This window comes from Roseovarius sp. A46 (genome assembly GCF_004126395.1).
GTDB classification, from domain to species: Bacteria; Pseudomonadota; Alphaproteobacteria; order Rhodobacterales; family Rhodobacteraceae; genus Roseovarius; species Roseovarius nitratireducens.
Map to the genome: position 1 here is coordinate 44631 of NZ_PVWS01000017.1, position 13788 is coordinate 58418.

At 67.2% G+C, this 13788-nt stretch carries 15 protein-coding genes; 6 read left to right on the forward strand and 9 right to left on the reverse strand.

Features of this window, described 5'->3' with window-relative positions; all coding sequences use genetic code 11:
* Positions 1-8 precede the first annotated feature (8 nt).
* The 4 genes from C6W92_RS10550 to ruvC form a co-directional block, all read right to left on the reverse strand.
* Entirely contained in the window at positions 9-638 is a 630-nt protein-coding gene (locus C6W92_RS10550; protein ID WP_129432961.1) for a hypothetical protein, read from the reverse strand.
* 123 nt (positions 639-761) lie between these two features.
* A complete protein-coding gene (ruvB, locus tag C6W92_RS10555) occupies positions 762-1790 on the reverse strand; it encodes a Holliday junction branch migration DNA helicase RuvB (protein ID WP_104018836.1) in 1029 nt (342 codons plus the stop codon).
* A gap of 3 nt (positions 1791-1793) precedes the next feature.
* On the reverse strand, positions 1794-2465 hold the full coding sequence (ruvA, locus tag C6W92_RS10560; RefSeq protein WP_129432926.1) for a Holliday junction branch migration protein RuvA: 672 nt from the start codon (positions 2463-2465) through the stop codon (positions 1794-1796).
* Positions 2462-2947 carry a crossover junction endodeoxyribonuclease RuvC gene (ruvC, locus tag C6W92_RS10565; RefSeq protein ID WP_104018834.1) on the reverse strand — a complete coding sequence of 162 codons (486 nt, stop codon included), beginning with the start codon at positions 2945-2947 and terminating at the stop codon, positions 2462-2464. The genes ruvA and ruvC overlap by 4 nt, the downstream gene beginning before the upstream one ends.
* Positions 2948-3157: 210 nt before the next feature.
* On the opposite strand from ruvC, the gene C6W92_RS10570 reads away from it, so the two are divergent.
* Entirely contained in the window at positions 3158-3355 is a 198-nt protein-coding gene (locus C6W92_RS10570) for a DUF1127 domain-containing protein (RefSeq protein WP_129432927.1), read from the forward strand.
* An 80-nt stretch (positions 3356-3435) separates the two neighbouring features.
* Here the strand turns inward: C6W92_RS10570 and C6W92_RS10575 are convergent, their stop codons facing one another.
* Both C6W92_RS10575 and C6W92_RS10580 read right to left on the reverse strand, forming a co-directional pair.
* Positions 3436-3780, reverse strand: a complete 345-nt coding sequence (locus C6W92_RS10575) for a hypothetical protein (RefSeq protein ID WP_129432928.1) — start codon at positions 3778-3780, stop codon at positions 3436-3438.
* Positions 3781-3887: 107 nt separating this feature from the next.
* The gene (locus tag C6W92_RS10580; protein WP_129432929.1) at positions 3888-4763 is read right to left on the reverse strand and encodes a 50S ribosomal protein L11 methyltransferase; all 876 of its coding nucleotides are present in this window, start codon (positions 4761-4763) and stop codon (positions 3888-3890) included.
* Between the two features lie 146 nt (positions 4764-4909).
* Between C6W92_RS10580 and C6W92_RS10585 the strand changes: the two genes are divergently transcribed.
* Positions 4910-6229 carry a ferredoxin reductase family protein gene (locus C6W92_RS10585; RefSeq protein ID WP_129432930.1) on the forward strand — a complete coding sequence of 440 codons (1320 nt, stop codon included), beginning with the start codon at positions 4910-4912 and terminating at the stop codon, positions 6227-6229.
* 102 nt (positions 6230-6331) lie between these two features.
* On the opposite strand, the gene C6W92_RS10590 is transcribed toward C6W92_RS10585, so the two are convergent.
* The 3 genes from C6W92_RS10590 to C6W92_RS10600 all read right to left on the reverse strand — a co-directional run bounded on the left by C6W92_RS10590 (position 6332) and on the right by C6W92_RS10600 (position 10544).
* Positions 6332-7564, reverse strand: a complete 1233-nt coding sequence (locus C6W92_RS10590; protein WP_129432931.1) for an MFS transporter — start codon at positions 7562-7564, stop codon at positions 6332-6334.
* Positions 7565-7724: 160 nt separating this feature from the next.
* Positions 7725-8219: a bacterioferritin gene (locus C6W92_RS10595; RefSeq protein WP_129432932.1), complete on the reverse strand. Its 495-nt coding sequence runs from the start codon at positions 8217-8219 to the stop codon at positions 7725-7727.
* Positions 8220-8348: 129 nt separating this feature from the next.
* Positions 8349-10544, reverse strand: coding sequence for a primosomal protein N' (locus C6W92_RS10600; RefSeq protein WP_241691134.1), 2196 nt, complete (start codon positions 10542-10544; stop codon positions 8349-8351).
* A 103-nt stretch (positions 10545-10647) separates the two neighbouring features.
* Here C6W92_RS10600 and fsa point away from each other — a divergent pair, with 103 nt between their 5' ends.
* The 4 genes from fsa to C6W92_RS10620 all read left to right on the forward strand — a co-directional run bounded on the left by fsa (position 10648) and on the right by C6W92_RS10620 (position 13746).
* Positions 10648-11301, forward strand: coding sequence for a fructose-6-phosphate aldolase (gene fsa / locus C6W92_RS10605; protein ID WP_129432934.1), 654 nt, complete (start codon positions 10648-10650; stop codon positions 11299-11301).
* Positions 11302-11427: 126 nt separating this feature from the next.
* Positions 11428-12135 carry a DUF484 family protein gene (locus C6W92_RS10610; protein WP_129432935.1) on the forward strand — a complete coding sequence of 236 codons (708 nt, stop codon included), beginning with the start codon at positions 11428-11430 and terminating at the stop codon, positions 12133-12135.
* Entirely contained in the window at positions 12132-13052 is a 921-nt protein-coding gene (locus C6W92_RS10615; RefSeq protein WP_129432936.1) for a tyrosine recombinase XerC, read from the forward strand. Before C6W92_RS10610 ends, C6W92_RS10615 begins: the two co-directional genes overlap by 4 nt.
* A 106-nt stretch (positions 13053-13158) precedes the next feature.
* Positions 13159-13746 carry a cytochrome P460 family protein gene (locus C6W92_RS10620; RefSeq protein ID WP_129432937.1) on the forward strand — a complete coding sequence of 196 codons (588 nt, stop codon included), beginning with the start codon at positions 13159-13161 and terminating at the stop codon, positions 13744-13746.
* The last annotated feature ends 42 nt before the right edge of the window (positions 13747-13788 follow it).

Here is a 13788-nt window from a genome sequence, read left to right on the forward strand (position 1 = left end):
GCGCGCGCTCAACCCGCGCTGCGCATCACCCGCGCCGCCAGCCGCAGCGCATGTGCGGGCTCGCGGCTCATCGCGGGCAGCACCGGGTCATAGCCGGCCCGGATAAGCGCACCGATATCGGGCCGCAGCACCACCCGCCCGTCCGCCAACTGCCCCAGCGCCGAGCGGTCGGTGAACGCGCGGTCCGACCACAGCAGGACCGTCTGCGCCACCTGGCTCAGCGCCAGCGTCTCGGCGGGCACGGCGGAGAGGTCTTCGTCCATGCACAAAAAGACAAACGCCGCCCGGATCGCGCCGTCCTTGTCAAAACGGAAGATGCGGTACTGGTTGGCCCCCTCCGCCCCAAGCCGCGCCACCAGCGGCGCGAGGTCCGGCACCAGCCTGTCGAGGTCGGGCACGGCCAGCAATTCCTGCCAGTCGCGAAAGAAGAACATCATCAGGTTCGCGCCCAGTTCCGGGTCGGTCTCGGCCATCTTGTGACCGGCCAGCGCCACCACCGCCTCGACCGCGCCCTTGACCACGCTCAGCGTCGCATCCTCCACGCCAAAGACGACCGGCACGATGGGCCGCCCCCAGCGGGCAAACAGGAACTCCCCGTCCGCACGGGTAAACAGCGCCGCGATCTCGTCGGGTGTCAGGGTGTCGCTCATCGGCCGCCTCCGCAATGCCGCGCCCCTCTAGCAGGACCGATCCACCCCCGCAAACCCCTGCGGTTTCTTCTTGGCCCAAATACCCAAGTCCCGCCACCGGCCACCCGCGTCTCACTTGCCGAAAAGATCGCTCGTTCCTTTCGGCCCCGGCGCCTCAAGCCCCAGATGCCGCCACGCCGCCGCCGCCAGCATCCGCCCGCGCGGTGTGCGCTGGATGAGGCCCTGTTGCAGCAGGAACGGCTCAATCACTTCTTCCAGCGCGTCGCGGCTCTCGCTGAGCGCCGCCGACAGCGTCTCGATCCCCACCGGGCCGCCGCCATACGCCTCCGCGATCAGCCGCAGATAGCGCCGGTCGGCCCCGTCGAGGCCCAGGTGATCCACCCCCAGCCGGGTAAGCGAAGCATCGGCCAGTTCCCGGCTGATCTTGCCGCCGCCCTCGACCACCGCAAAATCCACCACACGGCGCAGCAGACGCCCGGCGATGCGCGGCGTCCCGCGCGCGCGGCGCGCGATCTCGCGAGCGCCCTCGGTCTCTGTGGGGATGTTCAACAGCCGCGCGTTGCGGGTGACGATCTCGTGCAGCTCGTCGATCTCGTAGAATTGCAGCCGCGTGGGGATGCCGAACCGATCGCGCAGCGGCGTGGTCAAGAGGCCCAGCCGCGTCGTCGCCCCGACCAGCGTGAAGGGCTGCAACTCGATCCGCACCGTACGCGCCGCCGGCCCCTCGCCGATCACGAGATCGAGTTCGAAATCCTCCAGCGCGGGGTAGAGCACCTCCTCCACCGCCGGGTTGAGCCGATGAATCTCGTCGATGAAGAGCACGTCGTTGCGCTCGAGATTGGTGAGGATCGCCGCGAGGTCCCCCGCCTTGGCCAGCACCGGCCCCGAGGTCATGCGAAACCCGACGCCCAGTTCGCGCGCCATGATCTGCGCCAGCGTCGTCTTGCCCAGGCCGGGGGGACCGTGAAACAGCGTGTGATCCATCGCCTCGCCCCGTTGCCGCGCCGATTGGATGAACACCGCCAGGTTGGCCCGCGCCTCGCGCTGCCCGATGAATTCCTTGAGCGCGCGGGGACGCAGGCTGCGGTCGCTGTCCTCGGGCAGTTCCTCGGGCCGCAGGGTGGGGTCGGGGTCGGTCATGGATCAGCCCTTCGGTGCCAGCAGCCGCAGCGCGGCGCGGATCAGCGCGGCGGTGTCGGCGTCGCCCGCCTCGCCCGCCGCCTGCGCCACCGCGCCCGCCGCCTCGCCGGGGCCGTACCCAAGGTTGGTCAGCGCCGAGAGCGCCTCGGCCTGCGCGCCCTTGCCCGCCGGTGCGTGGCCGACAGGGTCCGCGGCCGCGACGGCGGGGGCAGCCGCCTCGATCACCTCGCCCATGTCTGGCTTGGGTGGCGGGGCAGTCCCCATCGCCATCACCGTGGGCGCCTTGTCCTTCAACTCGTTGACCAACCGTTGCGCCGTCTTGGCCCCTACCCCCTTGGCCGCGGTAATCGCGTTCCAGTCGCCGATGGCGATGGCCCGACCCACACCCTCGGGCCCCAGCGCGCCGAGGATTGCCAGCGCCGCCTTGGCGCCCACGCCCTGCACGCTCATCAGCAGGCGGTGCCATTCCTTCTCCGCCAGCGTCGGAAAGCCGAATAACTGCAACAGGTCCTCGCGCACCAGGAGGTCAGTATAGAGCGCGGCCATGCCGCCCACGCCCGGCAGCGCCGCGAGCGTGCGCTCGGAGCAATGCACGATATAGCCCACCCCGCGCACGTCGATCAGCACATGGTCGCTCGCGCGGTAATCGATCCGCCCCGCGATGCGCCCGATCATGCCAGCCCCCCGGCCAGTGCGCGCCCGTAATGTGCGTGGCAGATCGCCACCGCCAGCGCGTCCGCCGCGTCGGGCCCCGCCAGGACCACGCCGGGAAGCTGCACGCGCACCATGTGCGCGACCTGCTCCTTGGCGGCATGGCCCACGCCCACCACCGTCTTCTTCACCCGGTTGGGCGAGTATTCCCCCACCGTCAGCCCGTATTGCGCGGGCACCAGCAGCGCCACGCCCCGCGCCTGCCCCAGCTTGAGCGTGCCCGCCCCGTCCTTGTTGACAAAGGTTTGCTCCACCGCCGCCGCCTGCGGATCATAGCGGTGCACGATATCGCCCAGTTGTTCGTAGAGCGACAAGAGCCGCGCGCCCAGATCGTCGCCCACCGAATGGCATACGCCGTTGGCGATGTGGCTCAGGCGACTGCCCTGCACCTCGATCACGCCCCAGCCGAGGTTCCTCAATCCCGGGTCGATGCCCAATACCCGCATGTCTGCCCTGCCTGCTTTGGTTTTCGCCTCAATAGCACGAAACGTGAACGACAACCAAGCACAATGCGCGGGCCGCGACCGCGTCGAGCCTTGCAGGAATTGCATAAGGACTATGCAGAAACCCCAGCTTGTGCGGACCGGTTGCCCCGATTAGCTGCACAATACAAACGGGTTGCCCCGATAGCCCCCCCGTATCAAGGAACGACGCACATGGCACTCATCGACACCCCCCGCGCCCACGCGCACCCCCGCCCCGCCCTCGGCCTGTTCTCTCGCATCGTCGAGGCCGTGATCTCGTGGAACGACCGCCGCGCCACGCGCAAGGCGCTCGCCCAGCTTTCGGATCGCGAGCTTGACGATATCGGCCTGAGCCGCGGCGATATAGACCGGGTCGCCCGCCGCTTCTGAGCGCGCAGGCCACCACAGGATCGCGCGCGCCCCGTGCGGACATGGTCCGCGCGGGGCTTTTTCGTGCCTGTCCGCCCGGCTCAGCGCAGGACCGGTGCCAGGTATCCGGCCACCCAGAGTGTCAGCGTGTCGGGGTGCATGATCATTGCGCCCGCCTGTTCGAGCACATGCCCCTCGGCCAACCGCGCAATCCGCGCCTCGTAGGTGTCTCCACCCAGATGCGCGAGCACGACCGCCTTGAAGAAGACAAAGCCAACCAAGAGGTAGAGAACGCCGCGTAGCGGGATCATCCGTCGGCGGCGGCGCGGCGCGAAAACGATCAGACCGTCTGGCCGAACCTTGCCGACATAGCCTCGTCCAAGCCGGGCGTGCGACTCATCGATCCGGCGCAGGCGGGCGTTGAAGTTCCGAGTGGCATCAGACATCGCCTCAGTCCCGAAGAAACGGCCCCCACCGCGATGTGATTATTGTGCGGTCGAAATGTGGCAATAACTGGGCAGACCCCTCGCTTCGGCCAGATTTCGACATATTTTCAGTGACTTTTAGCCATTGTAAGGGTTGACCAGTCACCAATCTCTTCGTGATGTTCGAGACTGTTTCCAAGCTCTGAATAAACCGCGATTACCTCCGCGGCCTGCTCGTTGAGCAGCCCCGACAGAATCACCCTGCCCCCGGGCGCGAGGGCTTCGGTGATCCTCGGAGCCAGCGCCAGCAGCGGCCCCTTGAGGATATTGGCGAAGATCAGGTCAAAGGGCGCCGCGTCACGCAGCACCGGGTGGTCGAGCCCCTCGGCCTCGACACACGTCACGCGGCCTGTCAGCGCGTTGGCCGCCAGGTTTGCCTCGGCCACCTCCACCGCCACCGCGTCGATATCCGAGGCCAGAATCACGGCGGGCCAGATGCGCGCCGCCGCCATCGCCAGAACGGCGGTGCCACAGCCGAGATCCAGCACCGACTTGCCCTCGAAGCCGTCCGCCGCCATCCGGTCGAGCGCCCGCAGACAGCCAAGCGTGGTGCCGTGATGCCCGGTGCCGAACGCCATCGACGCCTCGATCAGCAGCGGCTCGCATCCCTCCGGCACGCGGTCCGCGTCATGGCTGCCATAAACGAAAAACCGCCCCGCCTCGACCGGGCTCAACTCGCGCCGCACCTTGGCGACCCAGTCGATCTCGGGCAGTTCCGACACGGTAAAGGGACGCGCGCCATGCGCCGCCGCCAGCAGGTCGAGGGCGACGGCATCAGGGGCCTCCTCGAAATAGGCGCCGATCTCCCACAAGCCCGATCCGTCCTCCATCTCGAAGGCACCGACGCCGGTCGGTTCGGGTGTCAGCCTCTCCAGCGCCTCGGCGAGCGCCTCCGCCTGTGATTTGTCGCTGAGCGTGGTGAGCGCGGTATAGGTCTTTGTCATAAGAGATCCGTATAAAGCCTGTTGGTCGAATGAATTTCGTGACACGATACCGCAGGAGCCGCAAGCGGCAGCGGCGCGTATGGTATCGAAGACAGGTCGATGGAACACGCCTGCTTCCGGACAACTAGAGCTCAGATGGAATTCCAATGCCCGCAGCCGTTCTTTTCCTTTTCTATATCCTGGTGGTCTGCACGCCGCTGGCGCTGGCCACGGTGCAGGGCCAGCCACCGCGGGGCGTGTGGGATGAACTGGCCGCTGGCGCCGGCATGGCGGGGCTTGCCATCCTCTTGGTTGAATTTGTGCTGTCGGGGCGTTTCCGGTCGATCTCGGGCAACATCGGGATGGATATCACGATGCGGCTGCACCAGTTGCTGGCACGGTCGGCGGCAGTTCTGATCGTCCTGCATCCGTTTCTCTATCGGGGACAGCAAAGCCTAGATCCCCGCCAGTCGCCGCCGGGCTCAGGCGCGCTGGATTTCGGGTTTGATGGTCTCTGGCTTGGAATCATCGCCTGGCTTCTGCTGGGGGCCCTGATGGTGATGGCGATCGGTCGCGATGCGTTGTACCGCCATGAGCATTGGCGTCTGACGCATGGGGTGATGGCGCTGATCGTGGCAGCCCTGGGCGTACTGCACGCCACGCGGGCCGGGCAATATAGCCGTGAGCCGGTGTTGACCTGGGTCTGGGGCAGTCTGCTCGGCATCGCGGTTCTCTCGTTGCTTTGGGTCTACGTGATCAAGCCGATCTGGAAGCGCGCGCATCTGTGGCAGGTCAGCCGGGTGCGCAAGCTGGCCGACCGGACATGGGAATTGCGGCTTGTGCCAGAGGGGCATGACGGCCTGCGCTATGCCCCCGGGCATTTCGCCTGGATCAGCATCGGGCGCAGCGCTTTTTCGTTGAATGAAAACCCGTTTTCGATCGCCTCGGCGCCCGGCGACGGATCCGAGTTGCGCTTCGTGATCAAGGAACTGGGAGATTTCACCAATCACATTGGGGAAGTCGCGACCGGCACGCGCGCCTATGTGGACGCGCCGTTCGGGGCCCTGACGCTAAAAGGGCATGAGAGCGCCGCAGGCCTGTGCCTGATCGCGGGCGGGGTTGGCATTGCTCCGACGCTGTCACATCTGCGTGCCTTGAACGCAGCAGAGGACCCGCGCCCGCGCCTGCTGATATATGGCAACAGGCATACCGGGCAGATCGTCCATGGCGACGAGCTGAGCCAGATGGCGAGAGACACACCGCTCACGCTTGTGCATGTGCTATCCGACCCTCCAGATGGCTGGACCGGAGAAACCGGTTTTGTCCGCCGGGACCTGCTTGAGCGCTACATTGACGAGAACGCGCGGCAGGCGTGGGTTTTTATCCTGTGCGGTCCGCCGCCGATGCTTCATATGGTCGAAACCGCGCTTTTGGAGATGGGCGTGCCCGCCCGCCATATCCTTTCAGAGCAGTTCAGCTATGACTGACCGAACCAGCCGCCAACGCATCATCCGCGCCTTTTGGACCCTGAATCTCGCTATCGCTGCAGCCGTGATCGCCTTTGCCCTGCGCGGGTACTGGCTCTGACATCATTCTGCGGGTTTCGGCACAAAGCCTGCCAGAATGGTTTCATACCCCGGTTCGGGGTGGCGCGGGATCATCAGCGCCAGCATCAGCGACACCACGGCCATCCCGGCGGCCATCACGAACACCCATGCCGGCGAGACCAGCCACAGATAGCCCAGCGCGGCGGGCAGGAACACAGCGGCGATATGGTTGATGGTAAAGGCCACGGCGGCGGTGGGGGCGATGTCGCCGGGATCGGCGATCTTCTGGAAATAGGTCTTGAGCGCCAGCGCCAGCGAGAACAACACGTGATCCACCACGTAAAGCCCGGCGGCCAGTACCACCCCCCAGCCGAACATGTAGATGCCGCCATAGGCGAGGAATACCAGTGCCAGCCCCACATATTCGAATATCAGCGTATTGCGCTCCCCGTAGCGGAATACCGCCCGGCCCATCAGGGGGGCCGCCACCATGTTGATCACGAGGTTTATCATGAACAGCGCGGTCACCTCGTGCACCTCGAAACCGAACCGCTCGACCATCATGAAGCCTGCGAAGACCACGAATATCTGGCGCCGCGCGCCGGCCATGAATTGCAGTGCGTAATAGAGCCAGTAGCGGCGGCGCAGCACCATCTTCTTGACCTGCGGGTTCGGCGCCTCGAAGCGCGGATAGGCGAGCAGGCAGAACACCGCGACGCAGGCGGTGAACCCGCCCGACACCATGTAGACGAGGTTGTAATTCAGATCGAACGCCCGCCACGTCAGCACGATCAGCACATAGGCCACCAGCGTGGCGCCGGACCCCGCAGCCAGCAACCATCCCAGCATCTGCGGTGCGCGCAGCTTGTCGAGCCATTGCAGTTGCAACGACTGGTTCACCGTCTCGAAATAGTGAAACCCGATCGAGCTGAGCATGGTGATGGTGAGAATCCCGCCCAAGGACGGGAATTGCGCGGTCAGCGCCGTGGCCACCCCCAACAGCAGCAGCGACACCAGGCCCAGCACCTGCTCGTGCATGAACATGATGAGCGCGATCACCCCGATGGCGAAAAAGCCGGGGATTTCCCGCACCGTGTGCAGCCAGCCGATGTCCGAGCCGTCGAACCCGGCCATTTCTATGACGAAATTGTTGAGCAGCGCCGACCATGTGGCAAAGGCCACCGGCATCGCGGCGGCCATGAGGAAGAGCAGCGTCACGGGGCGTCGCCAGACGGGCAGATCCCGCGCCCGGCCAAGGGGGAATTGCGCATTCATGCGCATTCCTTACGCCCAAGTCGCGGCCTTGGCGAGAGGCCGCGCCCTCGTCCGCCCGAAATCTTCAAAGAGACCAGGCGTCATCCCCGGGCTTGACCCGAGGCTCTCCTCTTACCACGGGATCCTCCGGCCAAGCCGGAGGATGACAGCCGCGCCGCCGTCAGCCCGCGCCCTGATCTGCGCTCGTGCCGCTCATGTAATTGGCCATGAAGGTCGGCTCGCCCATCTTGCGCAACAGGTCGAGTTGCAGGTCGAGCCATTCCCAGTGGCCCTCCTCGTCCTGCACGATCCGCTCGAACAGTGCCCGCGTGCCGATATCGTCACTCTCGAACGCCTGCCGCGCGGCCTTGGTATAGAACTCGATGGCCCCGGCTTCCTCTGTCTTGTCGGCCTCGAACAGCGCCTTGAGGCTCTCGGCCTTGTTGGGGGGCTTGGCGGCCTCCAGCTTGGGCACGCCGCCGAGGAACATGATCCGGTCGATGAACGCCCCGGCATGGCCTAGCTCTTCGTGCATCTCCTCGCGCATCTTCACGGCCAGCTTGTCGATGCCCCAATCCTCGAGGGTATGGGCATGCAGCAGATATTGATGCACCGCTGTCAATTCCATCGACAGCGCAGTCTGCAGGTTCTCGATGCTTGTCGTCCGATCGGCCATGAGGCCCTCCTTCGGCCTGTTTTCAGATCCTCCGGTGACCTATTCACGAAACCGCGTTTTGCAACACCGCTCACCGGCGCGATACCGACAGGATACCGACGCGATACCGACACGGGTTTTTCGACCCCCTCAATAGAAACTCTGCGGATCGATATCCACCGCCAGCCGCATCTGCGCGGGCAGCTTCACGGGCGCGAGCCAGCGCGCGATGGCCTCTTGCAGCGGCGCACCCTTGGGCGCCTTGACCAATAGCCGCACCCGGTGCCGTCCCCGGATGCGGGCAATGGGCGCAGGCGCGGGGCCGAACACCTCCGCCCCTGCCGCCCTGAGCGGCGCAGCATTGCGCGCGAGGCCCTGGCCCAGATCGAACGCCGCACGCGCATCCGGCGAGGACAGGATAATCCCCGCCATGCGCCCGTAGGGTGGAACGCCCGCCTGCCGCCGCGCCCCCGCCTCGGCGCGCCAGAATCCCTCCTCGTCACCGCCGAGGATCGCGCGGATCACCGGATGCTCCGGCTGGTGCGTCTGCAACAGGGCAACCCCTTCCCGCTCGGCGCGCCCCGCCCGCCCCGCCACCTGCCGCATGAGCTGAAAGGTGCGCTCGGCGGCGCGCAGGTCGCTGCCCTGAAGCCCAAGGTCGGCGTCGATCACCCCCACCAGCGTCAGCAACGGAAAGTTGTGCCCTTTTGCCACGAGCTGCGTGCCGATAACGATATCCGCCGCCCCTGCCGCGATCTCGGCGATCTGCTCCTTCAAGGCCCGGGCCGAGCCGAAGAGGTCCGACGACAACACCGCGATACGCGCCTCGGGGAAAAGCGCGCCCGCCTCCTCGGCCAGCCGCTCCACCCCCGGCCCCACGGCGGCGAGCCGCCCCTCGGCTCCACAGGACGGGCAGGCCGCGGGGATGGGCGCGCTTTCGCCGCACTGGTGACAGACCAGCCGGTTCTGGAACCGGTGCTCGACCATGCGCGCGTCGCAATGCTCGCAGCCGATCTGGTGCCCGCAGGCCCGGCACACGGTGACCGGCGCATAGCCGCGCCTGTTGAGAAACAGCATCGCCTGCTCCCCCGCTGCCAACCTTGCAGTCACCGCCGCGCGCAAGGTGGGTGACACCCATCGGCTCGCGGGTAACGCCTCGGCGCGCATGTCGATGGCGCGCATCTGTGGCAGCGCCGCCACCCCGAACCGCGCCGCGAGGTCCAGCCGGTCGTATTTCCCGGCCTCGGCATTGGCCCAGCTTTCCAGGGACGGCGTGGCCGAGGCCAGCACCACCCGTGCGTCCCCCATTGAGGCCCGCAGCACGGCCATGTCGCGCGCGTGGTAGAGCACGCCATCCTCCTGCTTGTAGGAGGGGTCGTGCTCTTCATCCACGACGATCAGCCCCAGGTCGCGGAACGGCAGAAACAGCGCCGAGCGCGCCCCCACCACAAGCTGCACGCCGCCCTCGCCGGCCATCTTCCAGATACGCCGCCGCTCGGCCTGCCCCGCGCCCGAATGCCACTCGGCGGGCTTGGCCCCGAACCGCGCCTCCACCCGGTCGATGAATTCCGTGGTCAGCGCGATCTCCGGCAGCAGCACCAGCGCCTGCCGCCCCAGCCGCAGGGTTTCGGCCACCGCGTCCAGGTAAACCTCGGTCTTGCCCGACCCGGTGACCCCGCGCAAAAGCGTGGTGCCATACCCGCCCGCGCGCACACCGTCGCACAGCGCCGCGGCGGCCGCCGCTTGATCCTCGTTCAACGCATGGCCGGGGCGGTCGGGATCGAGCCGTGGATAGGGCGCGTCGCGCGGGGCCTCCGCCTCGATCAGCGCGCCTTGCGCCACCAGCCCCTTTACCACGCCGCCCGAGACCCCCGCCAGATCGCACAGATCGCCCAGACCGAACCCCATGCCGCCATGCTCGCGCAGCACTGCCAGCACGCGGGCGCGCGCATCGGTCATCCGGGCGGGCGTGGCATCGCCGGGGCGATAGACCTTTTGCGCGCCGGGCGGGTCCATCAGCCGCGGCGCGCGCGTGGCCAGCCGCAGCATCGCCGGCAAGGGTGTCAGCGTGTAGGCCGCCGCGCGCTCCAGGAATCCGCGCATCGCCACATCCATCGGCGCGAGGTCGAGCACCCGGTTCACCGCCTTGGCCTTGGCCAGGTCAAAACCGCCCGCGCCCGACCCCCAGACCACGCCCAGCACGCGCCGCGGCCCCAGCGGCACCTCGACGAAATCGCCCGCGTCGCAGCCTCCCTCGGGCGCGAGATAGTCGAGCGTGCCGCCCAATGGCTGCGCGGTCAGCACCGCCACCAACGCCCCTCTCTCGAAATCGCAGCTCTGGCTCACGCGCGACAGGCTCCTCCGGGCCGGGTTTGCGGGGTTTCGGCCTCCCCGTCTATGCGGTAAAGCCGGGGGTGAAACAACCCAAGCCGCCAGAGAGGGCCGCCCCATGAAATTCTTCGTCGATACCGCAGACACCGCCCAGATCGCCGAGCTCAACGATCTCGGCATGGTCGATGGCGTCACCACCAACCCCTCGCTGATCCTCAAATCGGGGCGCGACATCCTCGAAGTGACCAAGGAGATCGCCGACATGGTCGATGGCCCGGTCAGCGCCGAGGTCGTGGCGCTCGAGGCCGACGCCATGATCGCCGAGGGCCGAAAGCTCGCCGCCATCGCCCCGAACATCGCCGTCAAGGTGCCGCTCACCTGGGACGGGCTCCGCGCGTGCAAGGTGCTCTCGGGCGAGGGCAACATGGTCAACGTGACGCTGTGCTTTTCCGCCAATCAGGCGCTGTTGGCGGCCAAGGCGGGGGCGACCTTCATCTCGCCGTTCATCGGGCGGCTCGACGACATCAACCTCGACGGGATGCAGATCATCTCGGACATCCGCCAGATCTATGACAATTACGGGTTCGAGACGCAGATCCTCGCGGCCTCGATCCGCACGGTGAACCACGCCTTTCAGTCGGCAATGATCGGCGCCGACGTGATGACCGCCCCCCCCGCCGTCATCAAGGCGATGGCCGCCCACCCCCTCACCGACAAGGGCCTTGCCGCCTTCATGGCCGACTGGGAAAAGACCGGGCAGAAGATCCTCTGAACCGCCCCCGTCATCCTCGGGTGGGGTCCGAGGATGACACACACGCACAACCGAATACCGCATTTTCTTGCGGCATTCCGCGTCGGCTTCTGCTAGTCTGCCGCAAAACAAGCGAATGAGGCAGCGATGAGCAGCAAGCCCCGCATCGACGATAACCTGCGCGAGCGGATTATCTCCGAGCCGGACGTGATCCTCGATGACACCGAAATGATGCGCGCCCTCATCGCCGCCAACGAGCGCGAGATGGGCACCAACATCGTCGATATGCGCGGCATCGCCATGGACCGGCTCGAGGCGCGGCTCGACCGGCTCGAGGAAACCCACCGCGCGGTGATCGCCGCCGCCTACGAAAACCTCGCCGGCACCAACCAGGTGCACCGTGCCATCCTGCGGATGCTCGACCCGGTCGAGTTCGAGAGCTTCCTGCGCGACCTTGACGGCGAGGTGGCCCATATCCTGCGCGTGGACGCCATGCGGCTGGTGCTCGAATCGGTGCAAAATGACGACGACCCGGCGGTGCGCCGCCTCGGCGACGTGCTGTCGGTGGCCGAGCCGGGCTTCATCCGCGGCTACCTGACCGGCGGGCGCGACGCACCCACGCGGCAGGTCACGCTGCGCCAGCTCGACGAGGGCGACAGCCGCGTCTATGGCCGTACCGCGCAGCATATCCGCTCCGAGGCGTGCCTGCTTCTGGATTTCGGGGCCGACCGGCTGCCGGGGATGCTGGTGATGGGCGCCGAGGACCCGCACCAGTTCAGCCCGCAGCAGGGCAGCGATCTTCTGGCCTTCTTCGCCGGCGTGTTCGAGAGGGTGATGCGCCGCTGGCTGTCGTGATCTCCGCCGCCGCCCGGGCGGCGCTGGCCGATTGGCTGGCCGCCATCAAGGCGCTCGATGGCGCCGCCGAGCACACGATCGACGCCTACGCGCGCGACCTGCGCGCCTTCCTGACCTTCATGACCGGCCATCACGGGCAGGCGCAGGGCCTCGGGGCCCTCGCGCGCATCACCACCGCCGATATGCGCGCCTTCATGGCGCATGAGCGCGCCGCCGGGCTTGGCCCCCGCTCGCTCGCCCGCCGCCTCTCGGCGATCAAGAGCTTCTACCGCTGGCTGTCCGAGCGCGAGGGATTCGAGCCCACCGCGGTGCTCTCGGCGCGCGCGCCCAAATACCTGCGCAAACTGCCCCGCCCACTCTCGGTGGACGCCGCGCGGGATGTGCTCGACACGCTGGAGACGGACGCGCCAAAGCCGTGGATCGCGGCACGCGACACGGCCGTGGTGACGCTGCTCTACGGCTGCGGATTGCGCATTTCCGAGGCGCTGGGGCTCGATGGCGCCGCGCAGCCCCTCGGCGACACGCTGCGCATCACCGGCAAGGGCGGCAAGGAACGGCTGGTGCCGGTGATCGCGCCCGCGCGCGACGCCGTGGCCGCCTACGCGCGGCTCTGCCCGTTCCCGATCACCCATCGCGGCCCGCTGTTTTTCGGAATGCGCGGGCGGCGTCTGGGCGCGCGCGCCGTGCAAAGGGCGATGGCGCAGACCCGCGCGCAACTTGGCCTGCCAGCCTCGGCCACGCCCCACGCGATGCGCCACAGCTTTGCCACTCACCTGCTCAACGCCGGGGGCGATTTGCGCGCGATCCAGGAATTGCTGGGCCACGCGTCGCTATCGACCACAGAGGCCTATACCGGCGTCGACACCGCGCGCCTGATGGAGGTCTACGCCCGCGCCCACCCGCAGGGAGGCGGCTGACCCACGCCCGCCCTCACGCAAGTGTTAGGTTCAATTACAGCCGAGATATGCCACCCTCCGTCCCGGACGCATTGCAAGTCACGTCAGGAAACGGAGTACCACCCCAATGAAACGCCAGCTTTTTGCCGCAGCCACCCTCGCCATCAGCGTCATGCTGGGGCATTCGGCCGCCGCCAGCAACTGCAAGGCCGATGTCGAGGATCCGTTCGATCTCGACGCGGCGGCGATCAACGAGATCTACACCTGCCTCTCGGACAAGATGGCCGAGGGCTATGCCAAGGATGGCAACGAGGTTGCCACCGCTTACCGCGACTGGACGGTGACCGGCACCCGTCCGGCGGTGCAGGGCGCGCATGGCAGCCGCCTGCTGCTGACCTTTGCCAATGACGTGGCCGCCGAGCAATACCTCAAGTTCGCCACCGAGGGCGTGGACATGCCTGCCGGCTCGGTGCTCGCCAAGGAAAGCATCACCATCTCGACCAAGAAGAAGACGGCCCGCCCCGGCCCGCTCTTCATCATGACTAAGGGCGAGGAGGGCGCGGCGCCCGACGCCGGAGACTGGATCTACTCGGCGCTGATGCCCAACGGCAAACCGATGAAGATCAAGCAGAGCTTCTGCCACGATTGCCACGTCTCGTGGGAGGCGCAAGACATGCTGGCCTACCCGGTCGAAGAGGTCCGCGTCTCGAACTGAGCCGCCACGTATCTGCGCATCCGCGCGCCAGCGCACACTATT